Annotated in this window: 21 protein-coding genes and 1 other annotated feature; all 21 genes read right to left on the reverse strand. The window is 46.7% G+C overall.

Annotated elements, in window-relative coordinates; all coding sequences use genetic code 11:
- Window positions 1-10: 10 nt before the first annotated feature.
- Window positions 11-1636: a LysM peptidoglycan-binding domain-containing protein gene (locus AC3ITG_RS25615; RefSeq protein ID WP_489251748.1), complete on the reverse strand. Its 1626-nt coding sequence runs from the start codon at window positions 1634-1636 to the stop codon at window positions 11-13.
- A gap of 194 nt (window positions 1637-1830) precedes the next feature.
- Window positions 1831-2715 (reverse strand): branched-chain-amino-acid transaminase, encoded by an 885-nt coding sequence (gene ilvE / locus AC3ITG_RS25620; protein ID WP_076290954.1) that lies wholly within the window; start codon window positions 2713-2715, stop codon window positions 1831-1833.
- 139 nt (window positions 2716-2854) lie between these two features.
- Window positions 2855-3736 carry a prephenate dehydratase gene (gene pheA, locus AC3ITG_RS25625; protein ID WP_489251749.1) on the reverse strand — a complete coding sequence of 294 codons (882 nt, stop codon included), beginning with the start codon at window positions 3734-3736 and terminating at the stop codon, window positions 2855-2857.
- A complete protein-coding gene (gene thrB / locus AC3ITG_RS25630; protein ID WP_413373153.1) occupies window positions 3733-4701 on the reverse strand; it encodes a homoserine kinase in 969 nt (322 codons plus the stop codon). Before thrB ends, pheA begins: the two co-directional genes overlap by 4 nt.
- Entirely contained in the window at window positions 4698-5768 is a 1071-nt protein-coding gene (thrC, locus tag AC3ITG_RS25635) for a threonine synthase (protein ID WP_413373154.1), read from the reverse strand. The genes thrB and thrC overlap by 4 nt, the downstream gene beginning before the upstream one ends.
- Before the next feature lie 119 nt (window positions 5769-5887).
- Window positions 5888-7174, reverse strand: a complete 1287-nt coding sequence (locus AC3ITG_RS25640; RefSeq protein ID WP_413373155.1) for a homoserine dehydrogenase — start codon at window positions 7172-7174, stop codon at window positions 5888-5890.
- Between the two features lie 94 nt (window positions 7175-7268).
- On the reverse strand, window positions 7269-7706 hold the full coding sequence (locus AC3ITG_RS25645) for an ACT domain-containing protein (protein WP_024633956.1): 438 nt from the start codon (window positions 7704-7706) through the stop codon (window positions 7269-7271).
- Window positions 7707-7933: 227 nt separating this feature from the next.
- Window positions 7934-9244 (reverse strand): GTPase ObgE, encoded by a 1311-nt coding sequence (gene obgE, locus AC3ITG_RS25650; RefSeq protein ID WP_064635830.1) that lies wholly within the window; start codon window positions 9242-9244, stop codon window positions 7934-7936.
- Between the two features lie 17 nt (window positions 9245-9261).
- On the reverse strand, window positions 9262-9999 hold the full coding sequence (locus AC3ITG_RS25655) for a Spo0B domain-containing protein (protein WP_489251750.1): 738 nt from the start codon (window positions 9997-9999) through the stop codon (window positions 9262-9264).
- Between the two features lie 151 nt (window positions 10000-10150).
- Window positions 10151-10462: a 50S ribosomal protein L27 gene (gene rpmA, locus AC3ITG_RS25660; RefSeq protein WP_024633959.1), complete on the reverse strand. Its 312-nt coding sequence runs from the start codon at window positions 10460-10462 to the stop codon at window positions 10151-10153.
- 23 nt (window positions 10463-10485) lie between these two features.
- A complete protein-coding gene (locus tag AC3ITG_RS25665; RefSeq protein ID WP_063568124.1) occupies window positions 10486-10815 on the reverse strand; it encodes a ribosomal-processing cysteine protease Prp in 330 nt (109 codons plus the stop codon).
- A gap of 13 nt (window positions 10816-10828) precedes the next feature.
- Window positions 10829-11140, reverse strand: coding sequence for a 50S ribosomal protein L21 (gene rplU, locus AC3ITG_RS25670; RefSeq protein ID WP_062328098.1), 312 nt, complete (start codon window positions 11138-11140; stop codon window positions 10829-10831).
- Window positions 11141-11154: 14 nt separating this feature from the next.
- Window positions 11155-11239: a sequence feature (ribosomal protein L21 leader region), on the reverse strand.
- Between the two features lie 56 nt (window positions 11240-11295).
- Entirely contained in the window at window positions 11296-12546 is a 1251-nt protein-coding gene (locus AC3ITG_RS25675; RefSeq protein ID WP_489251751.1) for an Rne/Rng family ribonuclease, read from the reverse strand.
- 104 nt (window positions 12547-12650) lie between these two features.
- Entirely contained in the window at window positions 12651-13511 is an 861-nt protein-coding gene (locus AC3ITG_RS25680; protein WP_413373161.1) for a M50 family metallopeptidase, read from the reverse strand.
- Window positions 13504-14388, reverse strand: a complete 885-nt coding sequence (locus AC3ITG_RS25685; protein WP_489251752.1) for a peptidoglycan DD-metalloendopeptidase family protein — start codon at window positions 14386-14388, stop codon at window positions 13504-13506. The genes AC3ITG_RS25680 and AC3ITG_RS25685 overlap by 8 nt, the downstream gene beginning before the upstream one ends.
- Window positions 14389-14616: 228 nt before the next feature.
- Window positions 14617-15411, reverse strand: coding sequence for a septum site-determining protein MinD (minD, locus tag AC3ITG_RS25690; protein WP_053783092.1), 795 nt, complete (start codon window positions 15409-15411; stop codon window positions 14617-14619).
- Between the two features lie 3 nt (window positions 15412-15414).
- Window positions 15415-16077, reverse strand: a complete 663-nt coding sequence (minC, locus tag AC3ITG_RS25695; RefSeq protein ID WP_099858127.1) for a septum site-determining protein MinC — start codon at window positions 16075-16077, stop codon at window positions 15415-15417.
- Between the two features lie 73 nt (window positions 16078-16150).
- A complete protein-coding gene (locus tag AC3ITG_RS25700; RefSeq protein ID WP_376040431.1) occupies window positions 16151-16684 on the reverse strand; it encodes a rod shape-determining protein MreD in 534 nt (177 codons plus the stop codon).
- A complete protein-coding gene (gene mreC, locus AC3ITG_RS25705; protein WP_285078329.1) occupies window positions 16684-17556 on the reverse strand; it encodes a rod shape-determining protein MreC in 873 nt (290 codons plus the stop codon). Before mreC ends, AC3ITG_RS25700 begins: the two co-directional genes overlap by 1 nt.
- Window positions 17557-17744: 188 nt before the next feature.
- Window positions 17745-18779, reverse strand: a complete 1035-nt coding sequence (locus tag AC3ITG_RS25710; RefSeq protein ID WP_063568116.1) for a rod shape-determining protein — start codon at window positions 18777-18779, stop codon at window positions 17745-17747.
- A 194-nt stretch (window positions 18780-18973) separates the two neighbouring features.
- Window positions 18974-19663, reverse strand: a complete 690-nt coding sequence (radC, locus tag AC3ITG_RS25715) for a RadC family protein (RefSeq protein WP_413373166.1) — start codon at window positions 19661-19663, stop codon at window positions 18974-18976.
- Between the last annotated feature and the right edge of the window lie 15 nt (window positions 19664-19678).

Below are 19678 nucleotides of genomic sequence, written 5' to 3' on the forward strand. Positions count from 1 at the left end.
CTTTACAGTGTTATTGCTGTATCCAGGGATTTCTACGCTTTTTGTTGTCAGAACTACGTTTAGTGGTTATCCCTGTGCGCTCTCTTGCTTGTTTCCCGGATACAGATACTTTAGATTTAGCTTTGGCAGTAGGTCTGGCTGTTCTGCGTTTCGCAGTTCCTGTTTTGGCTGCTTGTTTAGGCTTTGCTTCAAGATTAAACTGAGCCTCACTCTCTGTAGAAGACTGGCTTAAGTTAGCCTCGTCACGTCCACCCTTTTTGCCTTCCCCCTTACCTTGTGGAGGATACAGTTCACCAAATGCACCTAATGGAGACGGCGGCACCATGTTCTGAGTAGGGTATGGATTTTGATAGGCATACTCCAATGGCTGATTAGGCATCATGGATGTGGTCATTTCGGGTTGCATCCCATAAGGATTGTATGTGCCCCACGCTGGGTTCTGGTAGTTATGTGAGGGATGTGCGTATTGATGGTTGGGCATATGATGGTTGCCACATCCGCATGGCGGGTACGGAAGCATAGAGTAAGGAGAAATATGAGGCGGTTGTTGGTTCATATACTCATTGGCTGCAAATGGAGGGTATGGGCTGTTCACTTGACCTGATGGAGCGATCGGATACGAGTTATTCTGCATCTCAGCAGATACGTTCGGCATAACGTTGTTATGATTATACTCCGTGCCGGTCCATGGCATGTTGGATGTATTACCTATGGAGTAAGGACTCACTTCAGGTATACCTGGGAATGTAGCATTGTCGTTCGCCCCAGCCGTATACATGTTTTGTGGAGCAGTGTATACCTCTTGTGCAGGTACAGGAACTTGGGCATATGGATGCTCGGCAGGAGCATGCAGCATTTTACTGCCGCAACCACATGGAGCTTTGGTCGCAGGAGCCACTTCTGTAGGCCATTTCGTGTTGTTAGGTATTACAGGTAAAGGCAGGACTTCAGGTGAGATATTAGGCATCGTATACGTCGGCGCTTCAGTTATCGGTTTTAATTGCACTTCGGATTTGGTATTTTCTTTCTTCTGAGCTTCCTTCTGCGGCTTCTCTTCAGGAATTTCAGGTAACTGTGGTAACACTTCCACTTCTGGCTTGATATTAGGTACGACCGGATTTGCAGGTACAGGAGCCGGAACCGCATTGGAGACTTCTGGTACAGGTGCTGGTTCAGGTACTGGGACTACTGGTACAACTGGAGCCGTTTCTTCTTTAACTCCCGTGTATTCCTTCCCTTCAGGAGACAGCTTCTCATGAGCAACATTGGATGATGTGCCATTTTCTGAGGCCGCGTTCCCCGGTGCACTCGCTGATGGAATGTACACGATCTCCCCTACAAGAAGAGCATTAGGATTTTTCAATTGCGGGTTCGCATTGATCATATCTTTCAATGGAACTCCCCAAGCCTGTGACAACTTCCACAATGAATCTCCTTGCTGGACTTTATGGCTGTGCAATATGCCCTCCGGCTTTGGTGTTACAGGCCCCGCAGGAATTTTGACCTTCATACCGATCTCCAACTTGTCGGGATCCGCGATTTGCGGATTAGCTGCGATAATTTTGTCCAACGCTACATTATATTTTTGGGACAGCAGATATAATGTGTCGCCTTTTTTCACCATGTGTATTTTCACTTGGAACTAACCTCCTAGACGTGATACTTGGGCAGTACATTCGCCCATACCGTTACTACATCCTATGCAGAAATTGGGCCAATGACATCAACTAAGCAAAAAAAATCCTTCACGCCCCAAAAACCGCATACTCCAGATATGCTGAGTTTCTAAGACAAGAAGGATTTCCTGCTTCCCTATTCAGTTCGTTCCATTTAATCTTCCCAAACTTTGTAACCGTCTTTGTCAACAATTTGACGGAACGCTTCCAGCAGTCTCAAGGTTACAGGACCTGCAACACCCGTTCCAATCGTTCTGCCGTCCACCTCATATGCAGCAATAACTTCTGCGGCTGTTCCAGTGAAGAAGACTTCGTCGGCAATGTACACATCATGTAGCGTAAATGGCACTTCTTTTAATTCAAGATCCAGCTCACCGCACAGATCGATAATGGCCTGACGTGTAATTCCCTCCAGTGCACCAAGATAGCAAGGTGGCGTATAAACTACACCATTTTTGATGATGAAGATGTTATCACTTGAACCCTCAGTAACGTAACCTTGGGAATTCAGCATAATCGCTTCACCAGCACCTGAGTAATTAGACTGAATTTTAACAAGAATGTTGTTCAGATAGTTCAATGATTTAATCTTTGGATTCAATGCGTCCGGGATGTTGCGGCGCTGGGATACAGACACAGCTTTTAGCCCAGTAAGATACGCTTCCTCCGGATAGATCGCCAATTGCTCTACAATGATGATAACGGATGCTTTAGGGCAGCGCAGCGGATCAAGACCCAAGTTACCAGGTCCACGTGAAACGATCAGACGAATATAACCGTTACGCATATCATTGCGACGTACCGTTTCAGCCATCACTTCCAGCATCTCATCATAAGACAGCGGAATGTTCAGACTGATGGATTTAGCTGAATCGTACAAACGATCCAAATGCGCTTTGCATCTGAAAATGTTACCGTTATAAATCCGAATACCTTCGAAAATACCGTCTCCATACAAAAATCCATGATCATATACCGAAACGGTTGCGTTCTCTTTGGTCACATATTGACCATCCAAATAAATCCATTGTTCTGACACCGATGACTGCACCTCCATAAAATTTCCATTCCTAGATTCCGAAACTACATTTATCTCGTTCATTGTACAACAAATGACAAGCTATTTCTTGCTCATTTTACCCAGTCTTATGACAACCTTCAACAATGTACGTCCTGATTCAGGTCGTTTTCAACGAAGGATATGTATAACACGGATAGCTGCCAAGAACACGTACCTGACAATTCAAAGCCTCAATCTCAGCCATGGCTGCGGTAAGCAATACCGAATCTGCACTTTCCTCAACATCAATGTAAAAATAATAACTCCCCAATCTTTTCTTCGTTGGACGAGATTCCAGTCGGGTCAAGTTCAGCTTCCGCCAGGCAAAAGCCGACAGCACCTGATGCAATGCACCTGGTGCATCTTCAGGCAATGTAACGAGCAAACTGGTTTTTACATGATCAGGCTCTCGTGGTATCTGAACAGGTTCATGACCTATTAGCACAAAACGAGTATAGTTGTTGTCATGGTCGGTAACCCGTTCAGCCATAATGTCCAAACCGTGCTTCTGTGCAGCCAGCCTGGTGCCAATCGCGACCCAGCCTTTGCCAGGATTTTTTTTCACAATTTCTACAGCTTCCGCTGTACTGTTTACACCCTCAAGATCTGCTCCAGGTGAATGCAGGCGAATAAAATTCTGACACTGCGGAATCGCTACAGGATGGGACATGATCTTCGTAATTTTCCCGAAATCATATTCACCACTCTCTGTCATGAACTCGGAGCCATGCCCAATGACATTCTGGATGGATGGATAAACCCATTCTGCTTGCATCGGAATATCAACTTCGTTAACCAGCCAGTCCATATGCAAACTAACGGAGCCTTCAATCGTATTCTCAATGGGTATGACACTGTACTGGGACTTTCCACTATCCGTAGCCCGGAAAACATCAGAAATCAGCTTGGAATGAAGCAATTCCAAAGGCTCCCCATTAAACAGAAAATCTACTGCTTCATGGGAAACTGAACCTTCAGGTAATACTGCAATTCGTTTCATGCGTTAACTTCCCCTTTAACTCTGTCCATAAAAGGACTTTCATCTTGATCAGGCAGTACGGTAACACCGTCCAGATCCGGATCCAACCACAATGCAGATGCATTGATACCTTCACGGCTCATTGTGTCTATCAAATATTGCTCCAGTTCGAGCTTACGAGTATCATGACGATCTACCAACGTCAAAACGGTAGGTCCGGCTCCACTCAATGCAGCCCCCAGGGCTCCATGACTGACCGCATGTTCCAGGATTTCAGCCATACCGGGTACCAAAGATGCCCTGTAGGGTTGATGAATCCGGTCAGACATCGCCTTTTGAATCATGTCCAATCTCCCACTTGCCAAAGCTGCAACGAGTAAGGATGATCTGCTTATGTTGTGAATGACATCAGACTTGTCAAACTGCTGTGGAATTACATTTCTAGCTTTCGAAGTGGACAACTCGAAGTCCGGTACGATGACCAACGTCTGCAAATCCTGATGCGGCTCAATGCGAATATGGTCTACCCGACTGCCATCCCACGCTGCTGTAATGATACCTCCATATAGTGAAGCTCCTACATTATCTGGATGTTTCTCCAGCGACGTAGCCATGTCCAGAAGCTTGGCATCAGATAAAGGAGTGCCAATTAAAGCATTAGCAGCAGCCAACGCGCCCACGATGGCGGATGCACTGCTTCCCAGTCCCCGAGTAAGCGGAATCTCTGAATACATGGAAATCTCCAGCTCCGGTACGGAGATTCCAGCTTCGTTGAATACCATCTGTGCAACTTCATATATCAAATTGGATTTATCTGTTGGCAGACCTGTCAGATGATCTCCATGTAAATGGAATGTTGTCTGCTCAGCCGGTTTCATCTCAAGCCATGCATACAGAGACAATGCCATGCCCAGGGTATCAAACCCTGGACCCAGATTGGCTGTACTTGCAGGTACCTTAACAGTTACCCTTTGCTGCAAACTCATACGGATTGTTGCTCCAATTGTGCAATTGCCGCCATAACCGCTTCTTCGGAATCTTCCACAACAAGCGGCTCAGTCGCTACCGTTTTGATTGCAATATTAGGATCTTTCAAACCGTGTCCTGTCAGTACACAAACCACAGTCTCTCCGCCTTTAAAGTACCCTTCACTCTTCAGTTTGTATACACCAGCAACGGAAGCAGCGGATGCAGGTTCAGCAAAAATCCCTTCACGAGCGGCGATCGTACGATATGCTGTCAGAATTTCTTTGTCAGTTACATAATTAATCTGTCCGCCAGACTCTTCAGCTGCAGCTACAGCGGTTTTCCAACTTGCTGGATTACCAATTCGAATAGCTGTTGCTACGGTTTCAGGCTCAAGGATCGGTTCACCTTTGACAATTGCCATCGCGCCTTCCGCTTCAAAACCAACCATACGTGGTAAGGAATTCGACTTTCCTGCTTCTTTATACTCTTTGAACCCTTTCCAGTAAGCCGAGATGTTCCCTGCGTTACCCACTGGAATGGCGAGTACATCAGGTGCTTGACCAAGCTGCTCAATGACTTCAAATGCAGCCGTTTTCTGTCCTTCAATCCGGAACGGATTCACGGAGTTCACGAGCGTAATTGGGTGTTTGGCTGTAATCTCACGCACAATTTCCAATGCACGGTCAAAGTTGCCATTAATCGCAATTACCTTAGCTCCATAGATCATAGCCTGAGCTAGTTTACCCAGCGCAATGTTGTTATTCGGGATCAATACGATACAATTCAGACCAGCACGAGCCGCATAGGCTGCTGCTGCCGCTGAAGTGTTACCTGTCGATGCACACATGATCGTGCGGCTGCCTTCTTCCATCGCTTTAGCAACAGCCATAACCATTCCGCGGTCTTTAAATGAACCAGTCGGATTCAGACCTTCATATTTGAAATATAAATTCAATCCCAGTTCCTCGGACAGATTCTCCGCATGAACCAGGGGTGTGTTTCCTTCATGTAGCGTAAGCAGGGGCGTGTTTTCATTAACCGGAAGGTGCTCTCTATACGTTTGCAGTAATCCTTGATATCTCATTGTGGGTAAACTCCTTTGTCGTTAATAATCCGAATATGATTGCATACATCTATATGGTTAAACGTGTACCTTAAACTTGGATTTAGATCTGAAAATTCAAACCGGAATTTGGGTACGAACTATCCTTCTACCCGGTATACACTCTTAATGCGACGAATGACGGCAAGTGATTCAAAGTGTTTCAACACTTTATCCATGCTCGCCTTGCTAGCGTTATGCGTAACGATGATGATCTCAGCATCCGGGTTGTGCTCGTTCGGCTGTTGCACAACCGAAGCCAGGCTGACTTCGTATTCAGCAAAGATTTGTGTGATTTGCGCCAGCACCCCTGCCTTGTCATCCACATGCAGCAAAATGAAGTTTTTCGACATAATGTGCTCGTCACTTTGCAGGCGCTTTTGTTTGTAAGGCACAATTGCTTTGAGACCATTCACGCCCAGCTTCAGGTTTTTGATCACAGCCACGATATCCGCTACTACTGAAGTTGCCGTCGGAAGTTCGCCTGCACCCGCACCGTAGAACATCGTCTCACCTACAGCTTCGCCATGTACATACACTGCGTTGAACACGCCATTGACGGATGCAATTGGATGATTCTGTCTTACCATCGTCGGCTGAACACTAATGGTGATCTCATCATCCCGACGATCTGCGATACCAAGCAGCTTCATCTCGTAACCGAGTCTTTTGGCATACGTAATATCTTCACGGGTTACGGATGTAATCCCCTTAACCGTCACGTCTTTCAGTTCCACATTAGTACGGAAGCCCAAAGTACCTAGGATCGCCATTTTACGAGCTGCATCGAGTCCTTCGACATCCGAAGTTGGATCAGTTTCCGCATATCCGAGTGCTTGGGCCTCCGCCAGAACCTCTTCATACGAGGCGCCTTCTTGGCTCATTTTGGTCAAAATAAAGTTCGTTGTTCCGTTCACAATCCCCATAATGCGGGTAATCCGGTCGGATGAGAAACCTTCAATCAGCGTTCGGATGATCGGAATGCCCCCAGCCACACTCGCTTCGTAGAATACATCACATTGCTTTTCCTGTGCCTTGGCCAAGATTTCGGAACCGTGCAGAGCCATTAAATCCTTGTTCGCGGTTACGATATGCTTGCCTCGCTCCAGTGCTTCAAGAATGTACTCTTTGGTCTGATCAATGCCGCCCATAACTTCCACGATAACATCAATATCCGGGTGACGAATGACTTCCCAAGGATCTTCAGTCAGCTTCGCACGGTCTACAGCAATGACACGATCCTTCTCTGTATTCTTCACTGCAATCTTCTCAATAACGATCGGTGATCCAACCTGACTGCTCAGATCCTCCTGATTTCCTTCCAGGATGCGAACGACCCCGGTACCCACCGTGCCCAGACCCAACAATCCCACTTTTACCGGTTTCACTAACGATCTACCCCCAATGTCTTTTTCTCCTTCACCCCTGTACGATTTAACCATACATACAACTTATTCCTAAACGTTTTACGTTAACGTCTAATTAACCTTGGCCTACAATGCGCGTGCGTCGAACCCCGGGCATATCCTGCATCCGATCGAGCATTTCTCCGATTTCCCCATGGAGATGTGATGTCTCTACTGAAATGACAACATTGGCTCTTCCCTGGAGTGGGATACTTTGATTAATGGTTAGCACGTTGGCTCCATAACCAGCTACATGTCCGAGCACACGAGACAATATTCCTGACTGATGCTCCAAATCAATGGAGATCGTTACAATTCGCTCCCGTTCAAGCTGATTGATCAAATGGATGCCATCCTTGTACTTATAAAAAGCACTTCGGCTTAATCCAACCTGTTCAACCGCCTCATGAACTGTTTTGACATCTCCGGAAGCTAGCAGTTCTTTTACCTGCATGGTCTTCACCACAGCCTCTGGCAAAATGTCTTCCCGTACTAAGTAATAGCGTTCATTCACAGAACGTCCTCTCCTCAAAGACTCATGTATTCATATAGTGGACATTATATAGGATCTATCTCAAAAGGGCAATACCTCACATGCCTATTTTTGAAAAACTATTCCTAACAGTATACAAGTTTATCCCACGTGCAGGTAAGGAAAAACAAAAAAACGCAGAGCAGCGGGTTAACTCCCACTTCTCTGCGTTTATGTTTTAACCACTATCCGTACTGCGGCCTGCTATCTTAATAGTAGCTGCTGCCTTCCACAAATTCGAACTCAAACTCGCCAATGCGCACAATGGTGCCTTCTTCAGCTCCGCGTTTACGCAATTCCGCATCCACACCCATATAGCGCAATGTACGCGCCAGTTTGAGAATAGCTTCATGCGAATTCAGCTGCATCCGTTTCATCATACGTTCAATCTTGGCACTTTCGACTACGAAGATTTCATTCTCCCGTACAATACGGAAACCATCGTCCTCTTTTTTGTCCAAGCTGTACACTTTTCGTTCGGATAAATCAGCAACTTCTTCAACCACTGGCTCGTCCGGAATTTGATCCAGCAGATCAGCCGCACGATACAGGAGCTCTTGAATCCCTTTCCGTGTCAGGGACGAAATAGGCATAACTTCAATATCCGGTTGAACTTCACGAGCCTTCTGCAAAAACTCTTCCAGATTAGCTTCGGAATCCGGCATGTCCATTTTATTGGCTGCTACAACTTGTGGTCTCTCAGCGAGGACAGGATTGTACAATTTGAGTTCCTCGTTGATTTTCTGCCAGTCTTCGAACGGATCACGTCCTTCTGAACCAGACATGTCAACAACATGAACGATAATACGTGTACGTTCTACGTGACGCAAGAACTCATGTCCAAGTCCAATACCTTCATGAGCACCTTCAATTAGACCCGGCAAGTCGGCCATAACAAAGCTTCGACCTTCACCCACACCAACAACACCCAGGTTAGGAGTAATGGTTGTAAAATGATATGCTCCAATCTTTGGCTTGGCTGCCGAAACAACAGACAACAGTGTAGATTTCCCGACACTTGGGAAACCAACCAAACCGACATCTGCCATGACCTTAAGCTCAAGTACGATGTAACGTTCTTGACCTTCTTCGCCATTTTCGGCCAGTTCTGGCGCTGGATTGTTAGGCGTGGCAAAACGAATGTTTCCCCGTCCGCCTCGTCCGCCACGAGCAACAACAACCTGTTGACCATGACGTGTCAAATCAGCCAGTACTTCTCCACTGTCTTCATCCAAAATCACGGTTCCAGGTGGAATACGTACAATCATGTTCTCAGCGTTCGCGCCATGCTGACTTTTATTACGTCCCTTCTCACCACGAGGGGCCTTGAAGTGACGCTGGTAACGGAAATCCATCAACGTACGCAGACCTTCATCCACACGAAAAATGATGTCAGCTCCTCTGCCTCCATCACCCCCGGCAGGTCCGCCGTTCGGTACATACTTCTCACGACGAAACGAAATAATTCCGTCCCCTCCGTCTCCGGCTTTCACATAAATCTTCGCTTTATCTACAAACATTGGTTAACCCCTTCTTCCTATATTCCGCAAGGCATTCTGAATTGTATAAACGTATCCTCAGACGGAAGCTGCTCCGTTCTGACTTTTTTTCCTTTGAGTACGGCATTGAGCTGCCGCAATGTTTCCGGATCGGGTGTTTGATCCCCATCCAGCCGGACAACCACATCTCCGTGATCCTGTCCGAAGTTCAAGGTCAGTTTGCGAACCTCTCCCCAAGACGACCGGCCGCCGCCATATTGATAGGCTCGAATCGCATCGGCAATCGCCCCCGTAAGCGACTCGCCATCCTCGGGAGAGACCAGAGCACTAAGCTGCAACTCTTCCTCTACGACCACATGCAATTCCAGAGCGACTCCACTGGTCCGGAAAGATTGAAGATAAAATACGAGTGAAGGAATACCCAATCTGGAGATTCGGCTTTCTTCATTAACCCGCTCTACTATTCTTTCCACACATTGCACTGATTTATCAAGTTTGCCCAGTCTAAGATATCCATACAATACCTGAAGATCGTTCATCCAATCATGCCTATGATGATTTAATGATGCAATTGCTGTCTTTTCCATAGATTGTATGATGGTTCTGCGTTCCGCCTTTGCTTGTCTCTTCATCACATTCACAGAAACAAAAAGCACCGCGACGGACCACAATGCGTATACAGCAATTGAAATAATCACTGGATACAGCATAACGAAAACCAAAGGAATCAGAAGTGAACATGCCGCAATCCAGGGCACTCTTTTCCAAGATTTCATGGCTTCTCCCCGTTCTACAAAACTCGGTTGGTTTAAACCCCACCGTAACCAAGTATAACATGTCTTTTCTGCCAGTTCATTATCGAATAACCTATAAATACAAAAAGCCTCCGGCAAAAATGCCGAAGGCTCCTTAGGCGGAATGCCGATATTATGCTTCTACTGCAGCTGCTACTGGAGCAACATTCACAGGGTAGATGCTTACTTTTTTACGATCGCGTCCCCAACGTTCGAATTTCACAACGCCGTCAACTTTCGCAAACAAAGTGTCATCTTTACCGATACCCACGTTAGTACCTGGGTGAATTTTCGTTCCGCGTTGGCGAACGAGAATGCTACCACCAGTTACTGTTTGTCCGTCAGCACGTTTAACGCCAAGGCGTTGTGCGTTACTGTCACGACCATTCTTCGTGGAACCTACACCTTTTTTCGATGCGAATAACTGAAGATTTAATTTCAACATGATTGGTTGTCCTCCTTCTTTAATTATTTGACTTGCTCTATCTGAATATACTTTCCGTATGACTCTGCAATATCAGTGAGCATAAGCACCATGGATTCGAGTAGCAATTGTACCTGGGACCAGGTTCCGTCTTTCTCCAACACCGGTAAAGAAGCGCTTAAAAAGCCATTCTTCATCTTGGCGTCCATTTCGACACCAGTCAATGTTTCGATCGAGTTCACCGTACCCACTGTAACAGCGGATACCCCGGCACATACGATGTCTTCTCCTCGCTTGGCAAAATTAGCATGCCCTTTGATGGAGAAACGATCGATGCTCCCGTCATCATTACGAAAGATTTGAACGATAATCACTTATCGCACCTTCTTACGCTTTGATTGCTTCGATAGTTACTTTTGTATACGGTTGACGGTGACCTTGCTTCACATGGTAGTTCTTTTTAGGTTTGTATTTGTATACAACAACCTTTTGTCCTTTGCCATGTTTCTCCACTTTAGCCGTTACAGTTGCTCCGGAAACCAATGGTGTACCTGCTGTCAAACCTTGATCGTTAGATACAGCCAGGACACGGTCGAACGTTACGCTTTCGCCATCGTTCGCAGTCAATTTCTCGATGAACAGAACATCGCCCTCTTGGACTTTGTACTGTTTGCCACCTGTTTCAATAATTGCGTACATTTGCCTTGCACCTCCTCATGTCTCAGACTCGCCCGGTCTCAGGTGACAGTGTCCTTGCGGAACTGTTCTTGTACCCGGCCAGTGCGGTTACAGCATGTGCAAGACCAATAGGCTAAACACATACCTGATGATTATACCACCAACTATACTAAAAATCAATGCAACGGCGAAATATATCTTTTGCCTGTCCCATGACAGGAAGAACACGGCTCCACGTAAGGAAGCGTGCTCTCTTCCCGTACCTTCTTACGGGTAAGTTCGAGCAATCCCAGCTTGGTCCAACCCATTACAAAAGCCTTGGTTCGATCCTTCTTGAGTTCATTTTCCAGCGTTGCCGCAACTTCATGCCGATTCATCGCTTCCTCCATATCAATGAAGTCCACAATAATCATGCCGCCGATATCCCGAAGACGCATTAAACGGGCGATCTCAACCGCTGCCTGCATGTTCGTCTCCGTTACAGTCTCTTCCAGGCTGTCACCGCCTGCTCCCGTGTACTTGCCTGTATTGACATCGACTACAGTGAGCGCCTCGGTATGATCAATGACAATATATCCGCCACCAGGCAGCCATACCTTGCGGGCAAAATCCTTGTTCAACTGCTCCTGCACACGATAAGCAGCAAAAATTGATCCTTCTCCCCTGTATACCTGTACTTTAGGTTGATGGCCCGGACAGATTTCCTCCAGCAAAGCACTCAACTCACGGGCTTGTACTTCATTGTCCGTAATTACTTCATCGCTGCCAGGCGTATACACATCACGAATGATCCGCTGAACCATACTGTGATCCCGATGCAGCAGGCTTGGTGAAGGCAAACTATCCGCTTTTTCACGAATCAGACGCCACTGCTTACGTAATGTTTCCAGGTCGGCCTGAATGGCTTCCTTCTGTTCCTCTGCGGATACGGTTCGTATGATAAGACCCTCTTCGTCCCGTCTCAATTGTTCACCCAGCGTTTTGAGGCGGGATCGATCCCCCTCACGGGCAATTTTCTTGGAGACGGCTACATAGTCCGCTAAAGGCATGTAGACAAGCCAGCGGCCCGGCAGCGAATAATGAGTCGTCACCCGGGCACCCTTGCTTCCTACTGGTTCCTTCAGGACCTGGACGATTACATCCTGACCTGGACGAAGCAGCTCCGAAATTGAAGGCTTCACTTTGGGTTGTTTCTCCAGATTGGGATGCAATACATCGTCCACATACAGAAAAGCATTCTTTTTCTGACCGATATCCACAAAAGCAGCTTGCATACCTGGTAACACGTTCACTACCCGTCCTTTGAAGTACGAACCCAGCAGTCCACGCTCGCGTGTACGCTCTGCCATGAATTCTACAGCTTTGCCTTCTTCCAGAAGCGCCATTTGCATGAGGTTATGTTCATTATGTACAATCATTTGTTTCATGGCTTCACCTCTAGAAGACAATTCAATTCATCCACATCCATTCTGTATCTTTGCATACTCATTGTACATGTATTAACCCAATTCAGGACAGATCCACCAGGATGCTACAACTTATCCGTGTCTTGTTTGAAATAAGAACCGATGATTCGCTGCTCAGGCAAAACGGCCATGATTCTTCCCTGTCTATTCATCACATATATCATATGGTATCTTTCTCTCTTTAATAGACGCAAAATAGTCTCCAAAGGTTTCGCCGGAAATGAGATAATCGGCTGCGCCAAACTGCCTGTAGCTGCATGACGGGTGAATGCACTTTCACGATTCATCAGAAATCGGATAAACCGGTATGGGATATTTCGGTAATCAGTCACATTGGAATAGAACAGAAAAATTCCGATCAACAGAATATTTAGCGGCAGCCCATAATCACCGGTAAACCATCGACCGACGGCAACCAAGATAACCCCTGCGCTACACAGAATGCTGATTCTGTAAGTCCACATCAATGTCGTATAGTAGGGAGCAGCAATACTAACGAGTGCCTGTACAATTTTACCGCCATCCAGCGGCAACACGGGTAGTAGGTTAAATAGGGCAATCAGCAGATTCCCCTGTATAATATAATCCAGAAAAAGCGGGTCTCCCAAGTTCCCGTACTTCAGCAACAAAACAACTCCAACCATGAGCATATTTTGAAAAGGACCTGCCAAAGCGATAATGATCTCCCGACGCGCTGTAATATTTCCGGCATCCTCAATAACGGCGACGCCGCCAAAAGGAAGCATCTGTATCGAAAGGACACGGCAGCCCAGAAGGGCTGCCGCTGCAGCATGTCCACATTCATGAATAAAAACGATGGCAAACAGCGTGATGAGTTCAATAAAGTTCCCGGTCAACAGGGAAGCCATCATGATAATCACAAAAAAAGGATGAAACGAGATACGTACACCCCACAACCTAATCAAGGGCAACCACTTCCGCAGGGTCTACGTACTTCTCGCCCTCTTTTACAGCGAAATACAAAGTGGCAGGTTGATCATTTCCAATATCCTTTAGGCTACCGACCGCGTCACCCGCTTCTACCCAATCATTCACCTGGACTTCACTTTCGCTCAAACGTCCGTATATGGCTGTGACTTGACCAGAGTGCTGGATTACAACCGTTGTCCCATTTTCCGGATCATCCAATACTTGAAGTACTCGTCCGGCATCTGAACTGACTACTTGAACAAGTCCCGTACCGCCAGCTTCGGGAACAATCTCAATACCTTTCATGCTCAGCGCAAAAGGCTGAACGACGGTTCCCGAGATCGGTTTGCCCAGCAGGTGTCGAATACCCGAGCTGTTCACAGGATCGGTGGTATGTCCAAGAACAGGCAGGAATGATGGCGTTCCGCCAAAATGCCTTTCGTACCAGGCAGCGGCATAAGCAAAATCCATATCCCGATGCAGCACATCGGCTATCACGGTTTTGGCAGGTGTCGTCCATGAAGTGTTCAACTGGAACAATCCCCAGACGCCGCCGAATAATAAAATGCTAACCACCGTTCGTCCTACGAATGACTTCATCAAATTGAAGCGTGGATGGCCGCCAGGACCATAATGCCCGTTCTCTTTTTTCCACAGCCATTCCGGATCTCTTTCCGGTTCTGCCAGCGAAGATCTTGCCGTTCGCAGATTATCTTGTATATCCATAGACGAGAACGGATTACGTTGCGCAGATGTACGCTTATCGGATACCGAGCCCGATTCTCGTTGCTGCATAATTTCTTCCGTAGCACCATCCATTAACCGCCGAATGCGCTCTTCTCTTCTCTGCTTGATTCTGAGTTTCGTATTCATGGAATGTCCTCCCGCCGAGGCTTGTTTACTACATCCTATGAGGGGCTCGTTCATAATATGAACAAGCTTCGGCTGGAAGCAAAAATAACCCCACAACGTGGAGTCCTCCTGTGAAGTATATATATCCTGTTCTATACAAGACGCCTTTAATAAAATGCTTCATAATATTCAAAAAGCCGGGCTTGAGGGCCACGGCTATCATACATGAATGTGATGAGAAAGAACACGTTAACCCATTCCAAAGAACTTCTTAAAACGTGTGAAAGCACCCTTTTTTTGCTCCAATTGCATCAGAGGAACGGTATCTCCCAGAATACGACGGGCAATATTTCGATAGGCAATGGCCGCAAGTGAATCCGGATTCATTACTGTGGGCTCTCCCGAGTTGGCTGCCTTGATGACAAGCTCATCATCAGGAACAATCCCAATCAAATCAATGTTAAGTACTTGTAAAATGCCGTCAATGTCGAGCATGTCGCCTGATTTGACCATATTGTTACGGATACGGTTCACGACCAGTTTTGGTGATTGAATGTGTGAACTCTCCAGCAAACCAATGACACGGTCCGCATCACGGACAGCCGCATTTTCTGGTGTAGTGACCACAATCGCCTGGTCAGCTCCTGCAACCGCATTTTTGAACCCCTGCTCAATTCCGGCTGGACAATCAATAATGACGTATTCAAAATCTTTTTTTAATTCGAGAATAATGTCCTTCACCTGTTCTGGTGACACAGAGTTCTTATCTCTCGTTTGTGCTGCAGGCAGCATATATAATTCTTCGAAACGTTTATCTTTGACCAAAGCCTGATTCAGTCGGCAGCGGCCGTCCGCAACGTCGCACAGATCATAAATGATCCGGTTTTCGAGTCCCATCACGACATCCAGATTGCGGAGGCCGATATCGGTATCTACCAGACAAACCTTTTTGCCGAGCAGCGCCAGCGCTGTCCCGATGTTTGCCGAGGTGGTTGTTTTACCCACGCCGCCTTTACCCGAAGTGATCACGATCGCCTCTCCCATGAGCTACACTCCTTTAAACACATTAAAATCTCGGCGCAACCGAACGATATTGCTCATCTTGTCGATCTGCATCTGATTGTCCTGTAAATAAGCAAATTCCATTCCGGTCTCTCGGCTCTCCCACTCATCGGGAGGACGGCTGATGATGTCAGCGATCCGCAGCTGCGTTGGTGCAAACACCGAAGCAGCAATGATCGAGTCTTCGTCCCCACCAATTCCAGCGTGAGCCATGCCTCTGAGTGAACCCAAAACATATATATCTCCGGTACACGTTACTGTGCCCCCCGGATTGATATCACCAAGAAACAGTAGATTCCCTTCATGATGAAGCACCTGACCCGAACGCACCATACCACACATGGTTACAATCGGCGGCGGCCCTTTAACCTCTGGTTTAAGGGCCGGTGAGTCTATGGAACGAATGAGCAAATTCCCTTTTTGTTTCAATATATCAAGAATTGCTTCTTTCTGGTCCTCCGTCACTTCCCGGTTGCCCAGTTTGATATCCACATGAACTATCGGTCCGGTCAAAATATTTTGATGGCTGTGTTCCAGCTTATAGCGGAGCTCGTAGAGCAATTCCTCGAATTCACATTGATCGTCCAACAGGAAAACCAGGCCGTCTCGGATGCCTTTAATCGTTACGTGATTCGATTTTACCGTCATAAGCCTGTCCCTCCCATCTCATTACATTTCGTGCCCGGGTCCCCAAGTTCCTGCTTCTCACTCCATAAATGTATCAAGAAGCTTCTTGTGCTTTGCTCTTTCTCTTACCAATCCGCTCCAGTTGTTTCCGAAGAGGAACATAAATGATCAGCGCGAACACAAAATGAATGAACAAATTGGGAATCATGTATTCAAGCAATGCCCAGTCAAATGTCACATGATTGAGTTGGAAGAGCTTGTACAGAAAGAATAACATGGTGTCATTCAGCAGACTTCCCAAAAGGACGACAGAAACCATAACCGGCAGTGGTGCGCGTGGCGCTTGAAAAATAAGTCCCATCATATATGCCGATAATCCCATCGAGAATCCGTATGGTCCAATCATTTCGCCGTAAAATACGACATCGTGCAAAAGTCCAAATAATATGCCAAGCACCAACGCCGTGTGCCGATGATGATATACAGCAATAAACAAAATCACGATGTAGACCAGGTTGGCAGAAATACGCATTTGCCAGGCCGAAGGAATGAGCAGCGGAAGGATCGTTCCTTCAACAATGAACAAAACGAACAGTAACAGGAATAAGACTTGCTTGCGCGTTATCATTATTCTTTTACCTCAGGTGGGATAATCACAATCAGCTCTTTCCAGTCCAGAAAGCTTGCATATGGCTTAATAATCGCAGTCCGTGTCAAACCATATTCCCCAACTTCAACCTTCTCCACTTTTCCAATACGCATGTACTTCGGAAAATTGTTGATAATTCCGGAGGAGATGATTTCATCATCTTTTTTGATATTTGAATCTTCCGAAATCTTGGTCATTTTAAGCATGCCAGTCTTCGGATCATAACTTTCAATCATACCAAACACTTTTTCTTTACCAACCGCTGTAGCTGCAATGGCATTGGAAGTTGGATCATTAGCGTCCATGGAAGTTAACAGATTAACTGTTGACGTGTATGAACTGACATGACTGACAACCCCAACCAGCCCCTCTTGCGAAGTAACAGCCATTCCAGCCTTGATTCCCGCATTTTCACCAATATCGATATTAATCGTTCTGCTGTTCGGGTCAGAGTTGGCACTGATTACTTGAGCAATTCGCGAACCGTAGTTATACCGATTCTTTTGTTCCTCGGTAAAATTGAGAGCTTTCTGGAGCTGTTCATTCACCTGCTCCATATCATTGTATTTCAGTCGATCTCGGGTATAGTGACCCATTGCAATACGAAGCTCTTCATTTTCTTGATATACCGTACGCATGTTCGCCAAATCTTTGAAAAAGCCCGCTACAGAAGAAGCGGGCTTGTAAAATACGTATTGTACAAATCCGACTGAATCCTTCAGGAATTTCTCCGGCCAGGATAGAGCGGTTCGCGGACCGAGCGTAAAGCCCATTAACGCGATAAATGTAACAAGGCCCACCAGCAAAACAAAAAGTCTTTTGTTACCCAGCAGTTTAAACAGTTCGACCACCCTCTAACATCCATTATTCTCTTCCGAGCCATGCCCGGCGGGGAGACTGTCAGACTTATAGTCCCATCGAGAATATCAGCCGATTCTCCCCGGGTATGCGGGTAATAGCTCTCCCGGGGTTAACCGGGTCCTCTTCGTTGATATCATGCCCCTTGGTCGATAAGCGAGCCAAGCATAGCATATATCAATTAACGTTTGGAACGAACTGCCGAACTGCTTCTGCTCTTGAACAAATGAATATTCTCAAGCGCTTTACCTGTTCCGATTGCAACGCAATCGAGCGGGTTCTCTGCTACGATAACAGGCATTCCTGTCTCACCAGCAAGCAGCTTGTCCAGATTGCGAAGCAATGCGCCACCACCTGTGAGAACAATACCACGGTCCATAATATCTGCTGCCAGCTCAGGAGGACATTTCTCCAAGGTTACTTTTACAGCTTCAACAATGGCATTCACCGTATCCGCCAGAGCTTCGCTGATTTCATCCGAAGTAATCGTAATCGTCTTCGGCAGGCCTGTAACGAGGTCGCGTCCACGAATTTCCATTGTTTCCACTTGCTCAAGCGGCATAGCTGATCCGATATCCATTTTCAACTGCTCCGATGTACGTTCACCGATCATCAGATTATACTGGCGTTTAATGTATTGAATCACGGATTCATCCATCTCGTCACCCGCTACACGAACCGAACGGCTTGTTACAATACCGCCAAGAGAGATGACAGCCACTTCCGTTGTACCGCCACCAATATCGACAACCATACTACCCGTTGGTTCCCATACAGGCAGATCTGCACCAATGGCAGCTGCAAAGGGCTCTTCAATCGTATAGGCTTCACGTGCTCCAGCCTGTTTGGTTGCATCTTCAACCGCGCGTTGTTCTACTGCAGTAATCCCGGATGGTACACATACCATCACGTTCGGATGACGTTGGAACATGGAGCGTTGTTTCTGCGCCTCACGGATGAAATATTTGATCATCGTTGCCGTTGTATCGAAATCGGCAATAACGCCATCTTTCATTGGACGAATGGCACGAATGTTACCTGGTGTACGTCCAATCATTTTTTTGGCGGCTTCACCTACTGCCTCGATGGTTTTTGTATCTGTCCGTATAGCGACAACCGAAGGTTCGCGCACCACAATTCCTTTTCCACGTACATAAACCAGCGTATTCGCTGTCCCCAAATCAATACCCAAATCTTTCGTAAAACCACCAAACATGACGTAATCTCCTTTTCTGCCTCATATAGCCGCCCCAGTGAATCAAGAGCGTTTCATTTTCATTCCCACCAAAATGGTGGAGCTAATATTCGCATTTGTTTTGTGTTGCAATGTTTTGCATTTGTAAAGTGAACCTATCTTCTACGGACAACGCCGTCAACATTCATAGGAAAACATCAACGCCAACCATTATATTATACTAAGCCCTTCTCCTTCAAACTTACGTACGTTCCATCTCCGATAATAATGTGATCCAGCACGTCTATGCCAACAATTGCACCGGCTTCGATCAGTCTTTTGGTTATTTGGATGTCCTCTGGACTAGGCGTAGGATCACCGCTGGGATGGTTGTGTGCGCACACAATAGAGGCGCTGCTGCATTTGATGGCAGCCCGGAACACTTCACGTGGATGTACAATCGAAGCGTTAAGGCTACCCATGGAGAGTGTTTCCTGGGCAATAATGTGGTTTTTGCTATTCAGGAAAAGACACACAAAGTGTTCTTTCTGCAAGTAACGCAATTGTTCGGTAAGGATATCGGCCGCATCACGAGGGGTACGAATTGAAGTTGACTGTGTAAGTCTGCTCTTCGCAATCCGATGACCAAGCTCAATACTGGCTTTCAGTTGTACAGCCTTGGCCATGCCGATTCCCTTCATCGCAGTCAATTCTTCCAGGCTCAGATCCATCAACGAGCGAATTCCACCCGTTTCGGTCAGAATCCGCTGTGCCATATGCACTGCGGATTCCTGTCTTGTACCTGTTCGAAGTAAGATCGCCAGCAATTCAGCATGGCTTAAGGCGCCCGCCCCGTATTCCATCATGCGTTCTCTCGGGCGTTCTTCCTGGGGGATGTCGCGCATCATATATTGAGGCGACTCCATATGTTCCCTCTTTTC

Source organism: Paenibacillus sp. GL_099_B, assembly GCF_057835695.1.

Coding starts and splice junctions, on each gene's coding strand:
- rpmA (WP_024633959.1), bottom strand. CDS start 10,462: ATGTTGAAATTAAATCTTCAGTTATTCGCATCGAAAAAAGGTGTAGGT.
- AC3ITG_RS25700 (WP_376040431.1), bottom strand. CDS start 16,684: ATGATAACGCGCAAGCAAGTCTTATTCCTGTTACTGTTCGTTTTGTTC.
- AC3ITG_RS25675 (WP_489251751.1), bottom strand. CDS start 12,546: ATGAAACAAATGATTGTACATAATGAACATAACCTCATGCAAATGGCG.
- AC3ITG_RS25655 (WP_489251750.1), bottom strand. CDS start 9,999: ATGAAATCTTGGAAAAGAGTGCCCTGGATTGCGGCATGTTCACTTCTG.
- minD (WP_053783092.1), bottom strand. CDS start 15,411: ATGGGAGAGGCGATCGTGATCACTTCGGGTAAAGGCGGCGTGGGTAAA.
- obgE (WP_064635830.1), bottom strand. CDS start 9,244: ATGTTTGTAGATAAAGCGAAGATTTATGTGAAAGCCGGAGACGGAGGG.
- AC3ITG_RS25710 (WP_063568116.1), bottom strand. CDS start 18,779: ATGTTTGGTGGTTTTACGAAAGATTTGGGTATTGATTTGGGGACAGCG.
- thrB (WP_413373153.1), bottom strand. CDS start 4,701: ATGAGTTTGCAGCAAAGGGTAACTGTTAAGGTACCTGCAAGTACAGCC.
- rplU (WP_062328098.1), bottom strand. CDS start 11,140: ATGTACGCAATTATTGAAACAGGTGGCAAACAGTACAAAGTCCAAGAG.
- minC (WP_099858127.1), bottom strand. CDS start 16,077: ATGACGGTAAAATCGAATCACGTAACGATTAAAGGCATCCGAGACGGC.
- pheA (WP_489251749.1), bottom strand. CDS start 3,736: ATGAAACGAATTGCAGTATTACCTGAAGGTTCAGTTTCCCATGAAGCA.
- radC (WP_413373166.1), bottom strand. CDS start 19,663: ATGGAGTCGCCTCAATATATGATGCGCGACATCCCCCAGGAAGAACGC.
- AC3ITG_RS25685 (WP_489251752.1), bottom strand. CDS start 14,388: ATGAATACGAAACTCAGAATCAAGCAGAGAAGAGAAGAGCGCATTCGG.
- thrC (WP_413373154.1), bottom strand. CDS start 5,768: ATGAGATATCAAGGATTACTGCAAACGTATAGAGAGCACCTTCCGGTT.